Origin of the sequence: Micromonospora sp. C28ISP2-4, from assembly GCF_030519385.1 — a bacterium.
GTDB classification, from domain to species: domain Bacteria; phylum Actinomycetota; class Actinomycetes; order Mycobacteriales; family Micromonosporaceae; genus Micromonospora; species Micromonospora tulbaghiae.
This window is the reverse complement of record NZ_JAUMKG010000002.1, coordinates 658735-676409: the sequence shown is the minus strand read 5'-3', so window position 1 is coordinate 676409 and position 17675 is coordinate 658735. Positions and strand designations below refer to the sequence as shown.

Genomic DNA, 17675 nt, shown 5'->3' with positions numbered 1-17675 from the left:
GGAGACCGGCGGGGCGACTGTGCCGGAGGCCGGCGGGGCGACTGTGCCGGAGGCCGGCGGGGCGAGTGCCCGGGCGAGGGGCATAGGCTGCCCGCCGTGACCGATGTGGAGGCGGCAGCCCGGCGTTTCGTCGCCGACGTGTGGAACGCGGGGCGCGAGGAGAGCGCGTACGAGCTGGTGGCAGCGGACTGCCCAGGGCTCGGCGGCACCGGCCCGGCGGCGGTGCTGGCCTGGCACCGGGACCGGCGGGCGTCGTTCCCCGACCTGCGCTACAAGATCGTCGAGGTGGTGGCGACCGGTACGCGGGTCGCGGTGCGCTGGCGGGCCGCCGGCACCCAGGCCGGGCAGTTCGGGCCGGTGCCGCCGACCGGCCGCGTGGTCAGCTACTCCGGGGCCACGTTCCTGCGCTTCGACGACGAGGGCCGGATCGTGGACGTGTGGAGCGTCAATGAGCTGTTCCAGGTGCTCCAGCAGCTCGGCGTGGAGATGCTGCCCCCGCTCACACCCGGCGAGGCGTGATCCGGCTGATCGGCAGGTTCACCGGGAACGGCTCGCCGGTGTCGACGAACTTCGTCCACCGGCCGGTCTCCGTGTAGACCTCGTGCACCGGATCGATCTTGTAGGTGTAGACCACGAGGCCCTCGTCCTCGATCTCGATACGCCAGTAGAACAGGATCCCGGCCTGCGCGTAGAGCGCTGGCTTGAGGACGCGGTCGATGGACCGGGTGCTGGGCGAGACGATCTCCACGGCGAGCACCACCTCGTGCGGCTCGTACCGGGACGGCTCGCGCGCGGCGGCGGTTGCGGTGGTGATCAGCACGTCCGGGATGAAGGAGCGGGTGCGGTTGATGCGCACCTCCACACCCTGGGTCACGTCGTACCCGTCGGGGCAGTCCTCGTCGAGCGCGACCATGAGCAGGGCCGCGATGCTCTGGTGGATCCGGGTGGGGGAGGGGGACATGAGCAGCACTCCATCGAGCAGCTCGCGGCGGCGACCGTCCTCCGGCAGCGCGTCCAGATCGTCTGTCGTCCACCCGCCCTCCGGCGGGTGGTCGCTCTCCAGCGCGGCGGTCATCGACAGGTCCTTCCCGGCGCGTCGTTCTCCCCGCGCTCACGATACCGCCGGAAAGGCCGGGTGGTGGTCGCGCGCGCCCGGGCCACAGGGCAGGATGGGCGGCATGAGCGAGCACGGTGGGGTGCCCGGCGGGGGCCTGGTGAAGGGCCTGGCGGTCACGTTGAAGACGATGACCCGCCGCTCGACCACGCAGCAGTACCCGGACGTCGAGCCGGAGCTGCCACCGCGCTCCCGCGGCGTGATCGCGCTGCTGGAGGAGAACTGCACGGTCTGCATGCTCTGCGCCCGCGAGTGCCCGGACTGGTGCATCTACATCGACTCGCACAAGGAGGAGGTGGCGGTGCCCGGCGCCGCCCGCCCCCGCCAGCGCAACGTGCTCGACAAGTTCGACATCGACTTCTCGCTCTGCATGTACTGCGGCATCTGCGTGGAGGTCTGCCCGTTCGACGCGCTCTACTGGTCGCCCGAGTTCGAGTACGCCGAGTACGACATCAAGGACCTGCTGCACGACAAGGACCACCTGGGCGAGTGGATGGCCACGGTGCCGCCGCCGCCGGCCCACGACCCGCTCGGCGACCCCTCCAAGGAGGAGACCACAGCCGCCCGCAAGGCGGCGGGTCCGTCGGCCCGTCCGGCTCCTTCCCGGGTACGCCCCGACGCCGCCTCCGATCCGGGCGGAGGCGCCGCCTCATGACCGGTGCGGACGTCCTGCTGCTCGCCCTCGGCGCGGTGGCGGTGGGGGCTGGTGCGCTGGTGGTCGCCACCCGGCACCTGGTCCGGGCCGGGCTGTGGCTGGTGGTGTGCCTGGGTGCGCTCGCGGGTGACTACCTGGTGCTGACCGCCGAGCTGGTGGCCTGGGTGCAGGTGCTCATCTACGTCGGCGCGGTGGTGGTGCTGCTGCTGTTCGCGGTGATGCTGACCCGCGCGCCGATCGGCCCGTCGGACGACCTGGACCGGCCGGGCTGGGCCGCCGCGCTCGTCGGCGCCGGCAGCGGCCTCGGCCTGGCCGTGCTGCTGATCGACGCGTTCCGCTGGTCCCGGGTGGACCTGCCCGCCGCGGGCACCGCCGAACGCCTCGGCGAGCAGGTGTTCCGCTCCTGGGTGCTGCCGTTCGAGGTGCTGTCGGTGCTGCTGCTGGCCGCGCTGGTCGGCGCGATCGTGCTCTCCCGCCCCGACATCGGCCGCCGCTCCACCGACACCAGCGCCGCGCAACCCGCCGACGAGGGCGGGCGCGCGTGAGGCCGGTCATCCCGTACGTCACCGCCGCGCTGCTGTTCGGCCTCGGCGTGTACGGCGTACTGCGCCGCCGCAACGCCGTCCTGGTGCTGATGGCGGTGGAGCTGATGCTGAACGCGGTGAACCTGGTGCTGGTCACCGCCGACACCACTGTGAAGGCCGTGTTGCCGCACTCCGGTCAGGTGTTCGCGTTGTTCGTGATCGTGCTCGCCGCCGCCGAGATCGGTGTCGGGCTGGCGATCGTGCTCCAGCTCTACCGGCTGCGCGCCAGCGTCACAGTCGACGACGTGCCGCTGGCCGAGCCGGCACCGGCGGTCGCGGTGGCCCCGGCCGGGCTGCCGACGCCTGACGCGCCGGGCACGGAAGGAGCGGTCCGGTGAGCACGCCGACGCTGTGGCTCGCGGCGGTGCTACCGGCCGCACCGCTCGTCGCCGGGCTGCTCGGCCTGCTGCTGCCGCCCGCCCCGCGCCAGGACCGGGAGACGGCCCGGCGGTCGGCGGTGGCGCTGGGCGTGGCCGGGGCGGCCGTGTCGCTGCTGGCCGCGCTGGCGCTGCTGGTCAACGTGGACGGCCCGGTCGAGGCGTCCACCACCTGGGTCGACCTGGGCGGGCTGCGGGTCACGCTGGGCCTGCGGCTGGACGGCGTGGCGGTGCTCGTCGCCACGGCGGTCGCCGCTGTGGCGCTGGCCGTGCAGGTCTACTCGATCGGTTACCTGCGCCGGGGGCCGCACGACGACGTGGACGTCGACCACCGGTACCCGCCGTACGCGGCGCAGCTCAGCCTCTTCACCGCCGCGATGCTCACCGTGGTGGTGTCCGGCGACCTGATCATGCTGCTGGTCGGCTGGGAGGTGATGGGCGTCTGCTCGTACCTGCTCATCGCCCACGACCGGCGGCTGCCCGAGGCGCCGGGCGCGGCGGTCAAGGCGTTCCTGGTCACCCGCGTGGGTGACGTCGGCTTCCTGCTCGGCATCGCCCTGCTGGGCGTGGGCGCGGGTAGCTTCCGGATCGCCGACGTGCTGGCCCACGACTACGGCACCGGCACGCTCACCGCGGCCTGCCTGCTGCTGCTCGCCGGGGTGGCCGGCAAGAGCGCGCAGTTCCCGCTGCACACCTGGCTGCCCGACGCGATGGCCGGTCCGACGCCGGTGTCCGCGCTGATCCACGCCGCCACCATGGTCGCCGCCGGGGTGTACGCGGTGGCCCGGCTGTTCCCGCTGTTCGAGCGCGCACCGGCCGCGCTGGCAGTGCTGGGCGTGATGGCCACGATCACCATGCTGCTCGGCGCGTTCGCCGCCACCGCGCAGGACGACATCAAGCGGGTGCTCGCCTGGTCCACGGTCTCGCAGATCGGCTACATGACCGGCGCGCTAGCGGTCGGCGCACCGGCTGCCGCGCTGTTCCACCTGCTCACCCACGCCGCGTTCAAGGCGCTGCTGTTCCTCGCCGCCGGTGCGGTGATCCACGCCGTCGGCACCACGCTGATGTCCCGGATGGGCGGCCTGCGTACCGAAATGCCCGTCACGTTCTGGTGCACTGTGGTCGGCCTGGGCGCGCTCGCCGGCGTACCCCCGCTCTCGGGTTTCTGGAGCAAGGACGGCGTGCTCGCCGCCGCCGAGGCGGCCGCGCTCGACGGCGCCGGGCCGACGGCGGCCTGGGTGGGCTGGCTGGTCTGGCTGGCCGGGCTGCTCGGGGTCGCGGTGACCGCCTGGTACGCGACCCGGCTGCTGCTGCGCACCTTCCTCGGCGCCACCCGCACGCCGCTGCTGCGCCCCCACGACCCGCCCGCGCTGCTGCGCCTGCCGGTGCTGCTGCTCGCGGTCCCGGCCGCGCTGCTCGGCCTGGCCGCGTTCGCGCCCTGGTTCGCCGACCGGCTGCGCGTGCCCGGTGACGACAGCGGCGAGGCGGTCGAGCTGGTGCACCTCGCGCCGAACCTGATCCTGCCGTTCCTGCTGCTGCTGGTCGGTGCGGGCGTCGCCTGGGCGGGCTGGCGCCGCGACCCGGCCGCCGACCCGGCCCGCTTCCTGGGTCCGCTGCGGCCGGTGTTCGCCCGGGCGTTCCGGCTCGACGACGTCCAGCACACCCTGGTCGTACGCCCCGCGGGCGCGCTCGCGCGGGTCGTGCGTACCGGTGACGAGCTGGGCGTGGACGGGCTGGTCGAGGGCAGCGGCCGGGCGGCGGTCGAGGTGGGTGGCGGCCTGGCCGCGCTGCACCGGGCGGCGCTGCCGCGCGCGGCGGCCGGCGTGCTCGCCGGCGCGCTGCTGATCGGCCTCGCGGTCGCGCTGATCGGAGTGACCTCATGACGTTCGGGCAGGTCCTGCTGGTCGCGGTGGTCGCGGTGCCGGCGCTCGGCGCGCTGGTCACCGCCGCCGTGCCGGGTGACCGGGCCGGCCGGGTGGTCGGCACCGTCGCCGCCGCGCTGACGTTGCTGGCGACGCTGCCACTCGTCGGCGGCGACCACGGCTGGTTCGGATACGGGCCACGCCCGGCGGTGCAGCCGTGGCACCAGCTCGACGTGCCGTGGGTGCCGGGGCTCGACCTGCGCTTCCACCTCGGCGTGGACGGCATCTCCTGGCCGCTGGTGGTGCTGACCGCGCTGCTCACGCTGCTGTGCTGCGCGTACACGCTGTGGCGGGTGCCGCCCGGCGGCGGCAGCGGGCGGGCGCTCGTGGCGCTGCTGCTGGTGGTCGAGGTCGGCATCCTCGGCACGTTCCTCGCGCTCGACCTGGTGCTGTTCTTCCTGTTCTTCGAGGTCGTCCTGCTGCCGATGTACGCGGTGATCGCCGGCTGGGGCGGCACGGACCGTCGCCGGGCGGCCCGCAAGTTCGCGCTCTACACGCTGTTCGGCTCGGTGCTGCTGCTGGTCGGCGTCTACGTCGTGGTGGCCGCCGCGGGCACCGCCGACCTGGTCGCGCTCACCGGCGGCGCCGGGCTGTCCCGGGGCACCCAGCTCGCCGCGTTCACGCTGCTGGCGCTGGCGTTCGCGGTGAAGAGCCCGCTCTGGCCGCTGCACTCGTGGCTGCCCGACGCGCACACCCAGGCGCCCACAGTCGGCAGCGTGATCCTCGCCGGGGTGCTGCTCAAGATGGGCACGTACGGGCTGATCCGGGTGGCGGTGGGCGTGGCCCCGGAGGGCGCCCGCTGGGCCGCGCCGGTGCTCGGCGTGCTCGCCGTCGCGGCGATCCTGATCGGCGGCCTGGTCTGCCTGGCGCAGGACGACCTGAAGCGGCTCATCGCGTACTCCAGCGTCGGGCACATGGGCTTCGTGCTGCTCGGGGTCGCCACGCTCACCGCCACCGGGCTCCAGGCCGCGCTGATCGGCAACATCGCCCACGGCGTCATCACCGGCCTGCTGTTCTTCCTGGCCGGCGCGGTCAAGGACCGCGCGCACACCGGGTCGCTGGCCGAGTTGTCCGGGCTGCGGGAGACCGCGCCCCGGCTGGCCGGGCTGCTCGGGTTCGCGGCCGTCGCCTCGCTGGGGCTGCCCGGCCTGGCCGGGTTCTGGGGTGAGGCGTTCGCCGTGGTCGCCGCCGTGCAGCGAGGCGGCCCGCTCTGGCTCACGCTGGCCGTGCTGGCCGCGCTGGGCGCGGCGCTCACCGCCGCGTACTTCCTGCGGCTGCTGCGCCGGGTCACCCACGGGCGGCCCAGCCCGGCGGTGGCGGGGCTCGCACCCGGGCTGGCCGGGGCGGAGCTGACCGCCTGGGCGCCGCTGGTGCTGCTCGCGCTCGCGGTCGGCCTGGCCCCGGCGCTCGTGCTGTCGTACGCCTCCGGTCCGGTGGAGGCGCTGCTGGGGGTCGTCCCATGAGCCTGGTGCAAAGCGTCGACAACGTGGCGATGCTGCCCGCGTACCTGGCCGCCGGCACGGCCGTGCTGGTGCTCCTGTTCGACCTGCTGGTGGCCCGGCCCGCCGCCACGGTGGCGGTGGCGGCGCTCGGCGCGGCCGGCACCGCGGCCGGCGCGGCACTGGTCGGGGCGGCCGGTGAGCGGCGCACGTTCTGCGTGGGCGCGGACTGCTCGTGGGTGTGGGGTGGCCGGGCCGCTCTGGTCGGGGCCGTGATCGCGCTGCTCACGCTCGGCGTGCTGGCGCTGTCCGGTCCGCTGCTGCGCGCCGGGCGTACCCCGGTCGGCGAGTACTGCTTCCTGCTCGCCTGCGCGATGACAGGCGGCGTGGTGCTCGGCGCCGCGGGTGACCTGATCACGCTGATCGTGGCGCTGGAGACGCTGACGCTGCCGCTGTACGTGCTGGTCGGCCTGCGCCGGGGCAGCCTCGCCGGTGCCGAGGCGGCTGTGACGTTCTTCGTGGTCAGCGTGGTCGCCACCACTGTGACGCTGCTCGGCGCGGCGCTGCTCTACGCGGTCACCGGCACGCTGCACCTGGACCGGCTCGGCGCCACGCTGGCCGCCCGGGACGACCTGACCGGCCTGCCGCTGACCGGTGTCGCGGTGGCACTGGTGGTGGCCGGGCTGGCGTTCAAGGTCGCCGCCGTGCCGTTCCACGCCTGGGCGCCCGCGACGTACGACGGCGCACCGCTGCCGGTGGCCGCGTACCTGTCGACCGCCTCGAAGCTCGGTGGCGTGGTGGCGCTGCTGGCGGTGGTGCAGCGGGCGCTGCCCGGCGACCTGACCGGGCCGGTGCTGGCGGCGCTGGCGGTGCTGACCATGACCGTCGGCAACCTGGTGGCGCTGCGTCAGCGGCGTACCGTGCGGTTGCTCGCCTGGTCGTCGGTGGCCCAGGCGGGCTACCTCCTGGCGCCGCTGGGCGCGCTGGCGCTGACCGCGGGCCGCACCGGTGACGCGCGGGCCGCCGCGTACGCGGCAGCTGTCGCGTACGCGGTCTTCTTCGTGCTGCTGGAGCTGGCCGCGTTCGCCGCTGTGGTGGCGTTGCGCCCGGCGGACGGTGACGGCGGCACGCTCGCCGACCTGCGTGGCGCGGCGCGGCGGCACCCGTGGGTGGGCGGCGCGTTCGCGCTGGCGCTGATCGGGCTGGCCGGGCTGCCGCCGGGCCTGGCCGGACTGTTCGCCAAGGTGACAGTGGTACGCGCGCTGCTGGCCGGGCACGCGGGCTGGCTGGCGCTGGTGGTGGCGCTGAACGCGGTGATCGGCCTGGCGTACTACCTGCGGGTCACCGCTTCGCTCTACGCGACGCCTGCCGGCGCCGCGGCGGGCCGGCCGGCGCGGACGGTGGCGCTGGCGCTCGGCGTGGCCACCGCAGCGGCGGTAGTGATCGGTTTCGCACCGCAGCTCGTGCTGGATCTGGCCGCACGCTGACCGGTTCCTGCCCGGATGGGCGACCGCTTCAGCCTGCGCACAGCAACATCCAGCCAACTTTCAGCCATGAGCCGGATGGTTGACGGGTACCGGTGTGTTGAACCGGTCAGCGGGCCTCCCGCAAGGGCCCGTGCACCGAAGGAGAGATCGTGCATCACAACCGTCTCAAGACCGCAGCGCTGCTCGGCCTGTTGACCTCGCTGATCCTCGCGGTCGGCTACTGGTTCGGCGGTAGCGGCGGTCTCGTCATCGCCGTCGTCGTGTCGTTGCTGATGAACGGCGTCACCTACTTCTACTCCGACAAGCTCGCACTGCGCTCGATGAAGGCGCAACCGGTCAGCGAGGCACAGTTCCCCGAGCTGTACCAGATGGTGCGGGAGCTCTCCACGCAGGCCGGCAAGCCGATGCCCCGGCTCTACGTGAGCCCGACCGCGCAGCCCAACGCGTTCGCCACCGGTCGTAACCCGGAGAACGCGGCGGTCTGCGTCACCCAGGGCATCGTGGAGATCCTGGACTACCGGGAGCTGCGCGGCGTGATCGGCCACGAGCTGTCCCACGTCTACAACCGGGACATCCTGATCTCCAGCGTGGCGGCCGGCCTGGCCGGCATCATCACCATGCTGGCGAACCTGGCCTGGTTCATCCCGCTGGGCTCCTCCGACGACGAGGACGGCCCGAACCCGGCCGTGCTGCTGCTCACGCTGATCCTCGGCCCGATCGCCGCCACTGTGATCCAGCTAGCGATCAGCCGGAGCCGGGAGTTTCAGGCCGACCAGTCCGGCGCCGAGCTGAGCCGCGACCCGCTGGCCCTGGCCAGCGCCCTCCGCAAGATCCACATGGGTACGCAGGCGCGTCCGCTGGCGCCGCAGGGCCAGCTCGCCAGCACCGCCCACCTGATGATCGACAACCCGTTCAAGCGGGGCGGCGGCATCGCCGCGATGTTCGCCACCCACCCGCCGATGGAGCAGCGGGTGGCCCGCCTGGAGCAGATGGCCCGCAACTCCGGGCCGGTGCAGTTCCAGCGCTGACCCGAGTGACACAAGCGCCGCCCGCGTCCCCCCGGACGCGGGCGGCGTCGTGTGTGTGGCCCTTCAGGGTCCGGCCGGCCGCGTCAGGACACGGCCGGTTCGGGCAGCCGGTCCGGCCGCGCGACCAGCACCACGGCGAGCAGCACCACACCCGCCGCCATGTAGGCGGAGGCCGGGCCGAGCAGCACCGCCACGCCGCCGAGCAGGAAGATCCCGACGCCGGAGAGCACGATGTTGCCGGCCACTATCGTCGCCTCCACCTGCCCCATCCGCTCCCGCGGCGCCAGCCGCGCGAACGTGGCCTGGGCCCCGATCAGCCACCCGCCGCCCGCCCCGACGAGCGCGTTCGCCACGGCGAGCGCCCACGCCGGGGCGTCGAGCGCCACCAGCAGACCGGCCAGCAGCAGCGCGGCGCCGAGCGCGCTCGCCGCCACCACCTGACCGGTCACCCGGGCCAGCCATCCCCGCCGCCCCACCACCAGCACGAACACCGCACCGCCGAACGACGACGCCGCCAGCACGACCGGCCGCCACTCGCCGGCGGCCAGATCCGGGGCGAGCGTCTCCGGCAGCCCGCCGGACAGGACGGTGGCCAGGGTCAGCAGCGCCACGCCCCGCAGCACCGGATGGGCGGCGATGATCCGGATGCCCGCGGTGGCGGGCGGCCGTGGACCCCGGTGCTCCTGCCGGCGCACCGGCAGGCCGGCGAGGACCACCGCCGCGAACAGGAACGAGACCAGGTCGATCACGAGCGCCACCCGGGGGCCGAGCGCCACCGTCACACCGGCCCCGGCGAGCAGGCCGACGACCTGGCCGCTCTGGTTGGCGAAGGCGGAGAGCCCGAACAGCGGCAGCCGCAGCGGCGTCTCCACCGCCTCGGCCGTGATCGCCACGTGCACGCTCGCGTACGCGGCCCGGACCGCGCCGAGCAGCCCGGCCGCCACGATCGCCGGCACCGGCCGGGGCACCGCCGCCGGTACGGCGATGAGCACCGCGCCGGCCAGCGAGAGCCCGACCAGCATGGTGCGCCGGGCCGGCACGTCCAGCCAGCCGCTGAACACCGTCGCGACGAGCAGGGCGGGCACCGTGCGGGCGGCGTACACGGCGGCCGGACCGAGGACCGAATCGGTCTGGTCGTACGCGAGCAGCAGCAGAGCCGCCAGCCCGACGAAGTCACCCAGCTCGGAGACGCCCCGGGCGACGAGTAACCGGGCGGCGACCGGATGCCGGAACAGAGCCCGGTAGCCGGGCGCGGGCGTCGGGGTGTCGGTCATCGATCCGACGGGTCCGTTTCCTCGACGCCGACCGGCTCGTAGTCGGCCCGCTCACGTCTCCGCTGGGCCTGCTCCCGCCGGTAGCTGCCGCGGATCTGCGGATCCTGCCGGCGGCGGCGCAGCGCCACCAGGTCCTCCCACAGGTCGTCCGGCCACTCCGCGATGCCCTGCCCGGTGACCAGTTCGGCCTGCCGCGACGCCGCGAGCGTCGACCGGTGCACCGGCTGGAGGCACATCAGGGGGATGTTCCGGTAGAGCCGGACCACGTGGCCCGGCTCGGTGAGGCGCAGGATGGTCGGCAGGAACGACGTGTACCAGTCGGTCTCCACCACGCCCTCGTAGAGCTGCAGCCCGCGCTGCGCCGGCCAGTTCGGCACCCCGCGCGCCAGCAGGCACCAGCCGGGGGAGGTGCGGGCCACCACCCCGGTGACCATCTCGATCGTGTGCGGGGCGCGCGGGTCGGCGTCGATGAAGGGCATCGTGCCGCCGTAGCGGTCGAAGATGTCGAGGCCGTCCCGGAACCGCTCCGGCAGGTCCGCGAGCTGCGCGGGAGCCTGCGGCAGCGTGCCGTCGTACCCGCCGGCCAACGATCGCCAGCCGGCCGGCTCGTTCTCCTGCAGGAGGCTCCACTCGGTGTCGTGGCCGTCCCAGCGCAGCGCCACGTCGGCGGGCGGGTAGACGTACCACCCGAGACCGGAACCGGCAGCCACCGGTGGGCACTGCTGGACCGCGCGGACCGGCAGTGAACCCCGGAGGGTGGCGGACGCGGGCTCGGCGGGCCGGGCGTCGCCGTACAGGGAGTAGATCTCGACCCGTAGCGGCGCGACAGCCATGCCGCTCATCCGACCTCCGATCACGGCGGCGGCCGACCCGCCGTAGGCATGGACTCCGTTCGATCACCGAACCTACTCGTTCCCAGCGGGTAAGGCAGCCCCGCACCGGGAGCCTGATGTGACCGACTCGACCACCGTCCCGGTCAGCAGGAGCGTTAGGGTCGGAGGCTGACTCACTCGTTACTTCCCGGAGGTGCACACAGTGGCCGCACTGCGCCAGTACCAGGGCGTCTGGCGGATCCCCGGCGCGCCGATGCTGCTGATCCTCGGCATCATCGGCCGGCTCGGGATCGGCATGACCCCGCTGGCGCTGCTGCTCGTCGTCGAGCAGGTCACCGGCCGGTACTCCCTGGCCGCCGTCGCCGGCGGCATCTACGCGCTCTCCGGCGCGGCGCTCAGCCCGGTCGCCGGCCGGATCGCCGACCGGGTCGGTCCCGCCCCCGTCCTGCTGGTCACCGCGCTCGCCCACCCGCTCGCCCTGATCGGGCTGCTCGTCGCCACCCGCTCCGACAGCGGCAACCTCGGCCTGATCTACCTGGCCGCGGGCGTCGCCGGCGCCACGTACCCGCCGCTCACCGCCGCGATCCGGGGAGCCTGGAACGACCTCACCGCCCCCGCCACCGGCCGGGCACACCTGCGCAACACCGCGCTCGCCGCCGAGACCACGCTGTTCGAGGTCGTGTTCGTGATCGGCCCGCTGCTGGTGGCGGGGTTCGTGCTGTTCGCCGACGCCTCCGCCGCGCTCGTCGGTGCCGCGGTGGTCACCCTGGTCGGCACCGCCACCGTCGCGCTCGGCCGGGTCATGCGCGGCTGGCGCCCGCACGCGCGTGAGCACCACGCCCGGGGCCTCGGCCCGCTGCGGCTCGGCGGCTTCCCCGCGCTGCTGCTCTGCGTGGCGAGCCTCGGCATCGCGTTCGGCGCCTCCGGCGTCATCGTCCCGGCCTTCGCCGGGGACTCCGGCGCCGACGACCCGCAGAGCCTCGCAGGGGTGCTGCTCGCCGTCTGGGGCATCGGCAGCGCCATCGGCGGTTTCTGGTTCGGCGTACGCAAGCCCGCCGCCAACATGACCCGTCAGTTCGCGTGGCTGCTCGGCACCGTCGCGGCAAGCCTCATCGTCTTCGCGTTCATCCCCGACCCGATGGCGCTGGGCGTCGCGCTGGTGCTCGGCGGCGCGGCCATCGCCCCCGCGCTCACCCTGGAGAACACGCTCGTCGGACGGATCACCCCGGCCGGCATGCTGAACGAGGCGTACACCTGGGTGGTGACCATGTCGGTCGCGGCGAGCGCCGCCGGCGGCTCGATCGCGGGCCTGATCATCGACCACGCCGGCGGCGTCCCCTGGGCGTTCGTCTTCGCCGGGGCGGCGGTCGCCGTCGGGGCCGCGGTCGCCGCGCTGCCCGGCGGCCCGATCGCCCGGGCCGAGGCCACAGCGGTACGCGCCGAGCAGTCGCTCGCCGCCTGACCGCTCACCCACCGGCGGTCACCACCCGCTCCACCCCGGGCAGCTTCTCCACGGCGGCCCGGATCGGCGCCGGGTCCTCGTCCTGCGCCAGCAGCACCGACAGGACGATCCGGCCGTCGCCGTCCGGCCGGGCCGCGACCGTGTTGCCACCGCAGCGCAGTCCGGTGTCCCCGCGCGCCTGCCCGATCCGGTAGTCGACCTCCCCGACCTGCGGAGTGCCGGCGCCCGGCGGAAGAGGGCGGTGGCGTTCCGGCCCGCCGGTCGCGGCTGGACCCCGGTCTGTCGCGACGTCGCCGTCACGGTTGAGTGGGCTGCGTCGGTTCGCCGCCGTAGAGGGCTGCGAAGACGCGGTGCCGCAGGATCTCGTACTGCCGGCGGCATCGCCGAGGTGGGCCCGGCGGGCGTTGCTGGACCTGACCGCCGACGACGACCTCCGGCGGCTGGAACTGGTCAGCTGTCAGGTCCACCTCGCGACCGTCGGCCAATCGGTTCCAGTAGTGGTAGCCGATCTTGGCATCTCCGGCGAGGACCTCGCCCAGGACCAGCTCTCCGCCGAGCAGGTCTTGGATGATCAAGGCAGTCACTCCGCACTGACCACGGGCTGGGTTGCCGGCGTGCCAATCCTGCACATCGTGTGGGTCGCAGGTGTCCGCTCCCCAGCCGCTGCGCAGTACGGGCCGCAGCATCTCCAGGTCGATCGCGAGCGGGAGTGATCGTCGGGCGGGCTCTTCAGGCGTCATGCAGGAACGGTCAGCCCTCGACCTGGTCGAGAGTCAAGAACCAGTCCGCGAGCCGAACGTAGAACCGATCATCGGCCGCGTCGGTCTACCCGAGTCGGTGCGTGCCAGGCCGCCGCCCGGCCGTCGGCCGTCAAACACCAGTGACGAACGACGACCAGTGGCGACGAGGTCTGCCTGGATGGTCGAGCCCTACCGGTAGTTGGTGAACTGGAGCGCCAGCCCGAAGTCCTCGCCCTTGAGCAGGGCGATGACGGCCTGGAGATCGTCCTTCTTCTTGCCGGTGACGCGGAGCTGGTCGCCCTGGATCTGCGCCTGCACGCCCTTCGGGCCCTCGTCGCGGATCTTCTTGCTGATCGCCTTGGCCTTGTCCGAGTCGATGCCCTGCACCACCTTGGCGTCGATCTTGAAGATCTTGCCCGACTGCCGGGGCTCGCCGGCGTCGAGCGACTTCAGCGAGATGTTCCGCTTGACCAGCTTCTCCTTGAAGACGTCCAGCGCGGCCCGGACCCGCTCCTCGGTCTCCGCCTGGAGGCTGATCGCCTCCTCGCCCGACCAGGAGATCTCCGCGCCGGTGCCGCGGAAGTCGAACCGCGTCGAGAGCTCCTTCTCCGACTGGCGGACGGCGTTGTCGACCTCCTGCCGGTCGACCTTGCTCACGATGTCGAACGACGGGTTCGCTGCCATGCTCATGCTCCTGCTGTCCGGCGGTCTGTCCTGGTCCGTCCCGCGCTGACCAGCGTGGGACCTCCTGACGGTACCCGGTTGCGGCAGTGCCGGGGACAACCGCTATCCTTGCTTCCGCCGCCGCGTTGCGACGCGGTGGTGTGCCCTGGCGGGTTGCCCGAGCGGCCAATGGGAGCGGACTGTAAATCCGTCGCGAAAGCTACAGAGGTTCGAATCCTCTACCCGCCACCAGGCGTGACAACGGCCCTCGACCAGCAGAGATGCTGATCGGGGGCCGTTGTCGTTGATCCGGTGGGCCCAGCCGCCGGCAACTAGCTGTGATCGCCGGAGAGTGGGGCGGCTGATCTTGTGGTCTGACTGCTCTGCTGAGTTTGTGAGCGGCGACGATGGTCCTCAGCAGCGGTCACGCGCCGCGCCTCGGCGAGAACGCGTGCATCAATGTCTGTCTCGGTCTCCTCGCCGTACTCCAGCGTGTCGTAATCGTCGTCGAGCAGGACCAACTCTTCCGCGAGCGGCGTCCCGTCGTGTCCGATCGCCGAGTGGGCCCACCGCGCCAGCTCACGGGGAATGAGGGCGCCCGCGAGAAGCCTGGTCGCCATGATGCGTACGGCAGCGTCCTCGCCCACCCGGCTGCCCTGAGGGAAGTAGGCCAGGCCGAGTTCGTCAAGGGTCGGTTCGAGCCACCGGACCAGATCCTGAATGCCGGCGGAGGGCGAAACGCCGGCCAGGATTCGCAGCGAAGGGCTGTCGACACCTGCCACGAGGCAGTCGCAGGCGGCCTCGATCACCTCGGCTGTCGTGCCTCGGTGGATGCTCCACAGGGCGGTGGCGTCCTGGAGGCGAGTGAGCGGGTCGTCGACGGGCACCGGCACATGGTGCGCTGCCAGAACCGTCCCGGTCATCCGATATCGCGGCCGCGGCGGCTGCCCGGTGGGCACTGAGCGGTTCCGGCATGAATGAGGGAATCATCCTCTGGCGTTCATGACACGGGCAGGTATGGTGGTCAATGCCCGCGGTCCGGTGGTGGTCCACCGGGCGGGTCGGCCAGGCAGAGCCGGCCGGGCGACCCAGGGTTGACGGTGTGGGGTTTCGCGTGACTTGATCCCCTTCGTGGGTGAAGGTGGGAATCCGCAATGGACGAAGCGGCTGACGTCCCTTCACCCCCATGACCTGGCTGCGTGTCGCGCTCGGCCGGGCCGAACGGCGGAACCTGACAGCTACTCGGGCTGGGCGGGCCCTCTCCGCTTTTCTGTCCCCCAGGCTTGTGGCACGATCGGGAAACCTTCACCATCCCTGTGGCAATCTCCCGACAGGAGCAATCATGTCTGGTCGAACGCTGGGCCGGCTGCTTGGCTCGCTCCTCGTGCTCGCCGCCATCGCAGGCGCCTTCGGCATCATCCCCGGCACTGGTAGCGCGCAACTCGCCGACATCGTCTGGACGATGGACGCCCCACGCTGAATCATCGAGCCGTCCGCCGCCTGGCGGACGGCGTCTCGGGTAGGAGGGGTATGGCAGGCCAGGGCCGACCTCGCAGGTCGACGGAACGTGCCTGGCTCGTCACCGCCCCTCTGGCGCTGCTGGCGGTGGTCTTCAGCACCTGCGTCGCGCTGGTGTCGGACCAACCGTTCGGCAAGTGGCCGCTCGCCTTCGTGTTCTTCGTCGTCATGGCGGGGATCAGCTTCGCGGTGCTGAACGTCTACGTCCGGCGCCAGTCGGTGGGCGTGACGCTCACCGAGGTGCCACTCATCGTGGCGCTCTACTTCCTGCCCCCGTTGAGCGTCGTACTGATCTACACGCTCTCGGTGCTGATCTGGAGCGCCTCGCACCGCTTCGGTGCGGCGAAGCTCTGGTTCAACGTCGCCAAGGCCGCCGCCGCCACCTCGCTGGCCGGCCTCGTACTTTTGGCACTGCCACCGCTGCGCGGTGTCGGACCGGGGACGTGGGGCTCCCTGTTCCTCGCCGTCTGCGTGGTCACGCTGGTCAGCCTCGTGAGCGTGGTCGGTGTGCACGTGCTGCTCCAGGGCTGGCAGGCTGGGCGGGACGCGCTGCGCAGCATGCCGACCGCGCTGCTCACCGCCGCCATCAACGTGGCGATCGGCCTGCTCGTCCTGATCGCCCTGAAGACGACGTGGTGGTCGGCGTTGCTGCTCGCCGCCCTCTTCAGCGGCCTGGTCCTGGTCTACCGCTCCTACTCCCAGTTCTTCCGGCAGCACCGGACGCTGGCCGGGATGTACGAGCTCACCCGTCTTCTCGCCTCCGGCACCGAGCGGTCGCTGGCCGACATCCTGCTCGACCGGGTGCGCGCGCTGATGCAGGCCGAGTACGCGACGCTCTGGCTGCCCGCCCAGGGGCGGCATCCCGAGGTGCTGCTCACCGCCCGGGTGGACACGCCCGGCCTGCTGGACCTGGCGCCCACCCCGGCGAGCCTGCGTCAGCAGGTGCACAGGAAGGGCCGTACCCTCTCGATCGGCCGCTGGCTCGGCGGCGATCCCGCGTTGCGGCAGGCCGCGGGGGAGGAGCGGGTCAAGGACGCCATCGTGGTGCCGCTGCGTTCCGGTCAGGCGGTGATCGGCACGCTGGAGGTCACCAACCGGCTCAGCGACATCGGCCACTTCGCGCCCGGCGACATCCCCGTCTTCGAGACGGTCGCCGCGCACGCCGCTGTGGCGCTGGAGAACTCCCGCCTGGTCGACCGGCTGCGGCACGACGCCGACCACGACGCGCTCACCGGGCTGCCCAACCGGCGGCGCCTCACCTCGTCGGTGGCGGAGGCGGTCAAGATCCGCGCCCCGGGTGAGGTGGTGGCGCTGCTGCTCTTCGACGTGGACCGGCTGCGCCAGGTGAACGAGTCGCTGGGCCACGCCGCCGGCGACAAGGTGCTCATGGAGGTGGCCGAGCGGCTGCGCGCCCGTGCGCCCTCCTCGGCGCTCGTGGGCCGGGCCGGTGGTGACGAGTTTCTGGTGACGCTCCGGTTGGAGAGCACCGAGGCGGCCCTGGAATTGGCGAACCAGCTCCGGGAGCAGATCCGGGACGAGATGGTCTTCGACGCGCTCACCCTGGACGTGGACACGGTCGTCGGGGTGGCCGTCCACCCGGACCACGGCAGCGACGCGGTGGCGCTGCTGCAACGCGTCGACCTGGCGGCCACCGCGGCCAAGTCGGTGCCGGGCAGCGTCCAGCTCTACAGCCCGGCGCTGGAGTCCCGGTCGCTGCGCCGGCTCGGTCTCGCCGGCGACCTGCAACGGGCGCTGGACGAGGGTGAGCTGGAGGTCTACTTCCAACCCAAGGTCACGCTGCGGGACCGCCGCCTGGTGGGGGTGGAGTGCCTGGCCCGGTGGGAGCACCCGGCGCATGGCAGCGTCGCCCCGGACGACTTCGTGGCGGTCGCCGAGCACACCGGCCAGCTCGGCCGGCTCACCGAGTTCGTGCTCCGGGAGAGCCTGCGGCGCAGCCGCGACTGGAGCCACGGTGAACAGCCGCTGTCCGTCGCGGTCAACCTCGCCGCGCGTACGCTCACCGACCAGCACTTCCCGGCGCTGGTACGCGATCTGCTGGCCGAGTACGGCGTACCGCCGCAGCGGCTGACGCTGGAGGTCACCGAGGCGGGTGTCCTGGACGGCACCGAACGTCCCATACCGACCCTGCGCAGCCTGCGTGACCTCGGTGTCCGCCTCTCGGTGGACGACTTCGGCACGGGCAACTCGTCGCTGGCGCAACTGCGCCGGCTGCCGGTGCACGAGGTGAAGGTGGACCGGTCGTTCGTGCAGGGCATGGCGACCGATCCGGGCGACCTGGCGATCGTCAACGCGGTGGTGACGCTGTCGCAGCAGTTCGGCCTGGCGGTGGTCGCCGAGGGCGTGGAGAGCGAGCTGACGCTGGAGCTGCTCCAGGACATCGGCTGTGAGATCGGCCAGGGCTTCCTGTTCAGCCGCCCTCTGCCGTACGAGCGGCTGGAGGCCTGGTTCGGCGCCCAGGTCGACCCGGAGACGGTGGTCGCGGGGGAGCTGCCGCGCCTGCGAGTGGTGCCCTGACCAGGGCGGACACGCACCTGGGGGATCCGATTTCACCTGCGCGA

17 protein-coding genes and 1 tRNA gene are annotated in these 17675 nt (G+C 72.9%); 12 read left to right on the top strand and 6 right to left on the bottom strand.

What is annotated here, in order from left to right; translation table 11 throughout:
- The first annotated feature begins 96 nt into the window (after positions 1-96).
- Positions 97-519 (top strand): ester cyclase, encoded by a 423-nt coding sequence (locus tag Q3W68_RS11980; RefSeq protein WP_302905456.1) that lies wholly within the window; start codon positions 97-99, stop codon positions 517-519.
- Here Q3W68_RS11980 and Q3W68_RS11975 read toward each other — a convergent pair.
- On the bottom strand, positions 500-1075 hold the full coding sequence (locus tag Q3W68_RS11975) for a Uma2 family endonuclease (RefSeq protein ID WP_302905455.1): 576 nt from the start codon (positions 1073-1075) through the stop codon (positions 500-502). The two genes, Q3W68_RS11980 and Q3W68_RS11975, sit on opposite strands and share 20 nt — an antisense overlap.
- A 103-nt stretch (positions 1076-1178) precedes the next feature.
- On the opposite strand from Q3W68_RS11975, the gene Q3W68_RS11970 reads away from it, so the two are divergent.
- The 7 genes from Q3W68_RS11970 (at position 1179) to htpX (ending at position 8606) form a co-directional block, all read left to right on the top strand.
- Positions 1179-1769, top strand: coding sequence for an NADH-quinone oxidoreductase subunit I (locus Q3W68_RS11970; protein ID WP_302905454.1), 591 nt, complete (start codon positions 1179-1181; stop codon positions 1767-1769).
- Positions 1766-2314, top strand: coding sequence for an NADH-quinone oxidoreductase subunit J (locus tag Q3W68_RS11965; protein ID WP_302905453.1), 549 nt, complete (start codon positions 1766-1768; stop codon positions 2312-2314). The genes Q3W68_RS11970 and Q3W68_RS11965 overlap by 4 nt, the downstream gene beginning before the upstream one ends.
- A complete protein-coding gene (gene nuoK, locus Q3W68_RS11960; protein ID WP_302905452.1) occupies positions 2311-2691 on the top strand; it encodes an NADH-quinone oxidoreductase subunit NuoK in 381 nt (126 codons plus the stop codon). Before Q3W68_RS11965 ends, nuoK begins: the two co-directional genes overlap by 4 nt.
- The gene (locus Q3W68_RS11955) at positions 2688-4613 is read left to right on the top strand and encodes an NADH-quinone oxidoreductase subunit L (RefSeq protein ID WP_302905451.1); all 1926 of its coding nucleotides are present in this window, start codon (positions 2688-2690) and stop codon (positions 4611-4613) included. Before nuoK ends, Q3W68_RS11955 begins: the two co-directional genes overlap by 4 nt.
- Complete coding sequence (locus Q3W68_RS11950; protein ID WP_302905450.1) at positions 4610-6115, top strand: NuoM family protein; 1506 nt, start codon at positions 4610-4612, stop codon at positions 6113-6115. Before Q3W68_RS11955 ends, Q3W68_RS11950 begins: the two co-directional genes overlap by 4 nt.
- Positions 6112-7578 (top strand): NADH-quinone oxidoreductase subunit N, encoded by a 1467-nt coding sequence (locus Q3W68_RS11945; protein WP_302905449.1) that lies wholly within the window; start codon positions 6112-6114, stop codon positions 7576-7578. Before Q3W68_RS11950 ends, Q3W68_RS11945 begins: the two co-directional genes overlap by 4 nt.
- Positions 7579-7727: 149 nt before the next feature.
- Positions 7728-8606 (top strand): zinc metalloprotease HtpX, encoded by an 879-nt coding sequence (gene htpX / locus Q3W68_RS11940; protein ID WP_302905448.1) that lies wholly within the window; start codon positions 7728-7730, stop codon positions 8604-8606.
- An 83-nt stretch (positions 8607-8689) separates the two neighbouring features.
- Here the strand turns inward: htpX and Q3W68_RS11935 are convergent, their stop codons facing one another.
- Together Q3W68_RS11935 and Q3W68_RS11930 are read right to left on the bottom strand one after the other, a co-directional pair.
- On the bottom strand, positions 8690-9880 hold the full coding sequence (locus Q3W68_RS11935; RefSeq protein WP_302905447.1) for a hypothetical protein: 1191 nt from the start codon (positions 9878-9880) through the stop codon (positions 8690-8692).
- A complete protein-coding gene (locus Q3W68_RS11930) occupies positions 9877-10722 on the bottom strand; it encodes a DUF6065 family protein (RefSeq protein ID WP_302905446.1) in 846 nt (281 codons plus the stop codon). Before Q3W68_RS11930 ends, Q3W68_RS11935 begins: the two co-directional genes overlap by 4 nt.
- A 193-nt stretch (positions 10723-10915) precedes the next feature.
- Here Q3W68_RS11930 and Q3W68_RS11925 point away from each other — a divergent pair, with 193 nt between their 5' ends.
- A complete protein-coding gene (locus Q3W68_RS11925) occupies positions 10916-12175 on the top strand; it encodes an MFS transporter (protein ID WP_302905445.1) in 1260 nt (419 codons plus the stop codon).
- A gap of 296 nt (positions 12176-12471) precedes the next feature.
- On the opposite strand, the gene Q3W68_RS11920 is transcribed toward Q3W68_RS11925, so the two are convergent.
- Both Q3W68_RS11920 and Q3W68_RS11915 read right to left on the bottom strand, forming a co-directional pair.
- Positions 12472-12915, bottom strand: coding sequence for a hypothetical protein (locus Q3W68_RS11920; protein ID WP_302905444.1), 444 nt, complete (start codon positions 12913-12915; stop codon positions 12472-12474).
- A 189-nt stretch (positions 12916-13104) separates the two neighbouring features.
- Positions 13105-13599: a YajQ family cyclic di-GMP-binding protein gene (locus Q3W68_RS11915; RefSeq protein WP_013473720.1), complete on the bottom strand. Its 495-nt coding sequence runs from the start codon at positions 13597-13599 to the stop codon at positions 13105-13107.
- Between the two features lie 147 nt (positions 13600-13746).
- On the opposite strand from Q3W68_RS11915, the gene Q3W68_RS11910 reads away from it, so the two are divergent.
- Positions 13747-13830 (top strand) — tRNA-Tyr (locus Q3W68_RS11910).
- Between the two features lie 80 nt (positions 13831-13910).
- On the opposite strand, the gene Q3W68_RS11905 is transcribed toward Q3W68_RS11910, so the two are convergent.
- On the bottom strand, positions 13911-14465 hold the full coding sequence (locus tag Q3W68_RS11905; protein ID WP_302905443.1) for a hypothetical protein: 555 nt from the start codon (positions 14463-14465) through the stop codon (positions 13911-13913).
- 455 nt (positions 14466-14920) lie between these two features.
- Between Q3W68_RS11905 and Q3W68_RS11900 the strand changes: the two genes are divergently transcribed.
- Both Q3W68_RS11900 and Q3W68_RS11895 read left to right on the top strand, forming a co-directional pair.
- Complete coding sequence (locus tag Q3W68_RS11900; RefSeq protein WP_302905442.1) at positions 14921-15058, top strand: hypothetical protein; 138 nt, start codon at positions 14921-14923, stop codon at positions 15056-15058.
- Positions 15059-15108: 50 nt separating this feature from the next.
- Complete coding sequence (locus tag Q3W68_RS11895; protein ID WP_302905441.1) at positions 15109-17631, top strand: bifunctional diguanylate cyclase/phosphodiesterase; 2523 nt, start codon at positions 15109-15111, stop codon at positions 17629-17631.
- Positions 17632-17675: the final 44 nt, after the last annotated feature.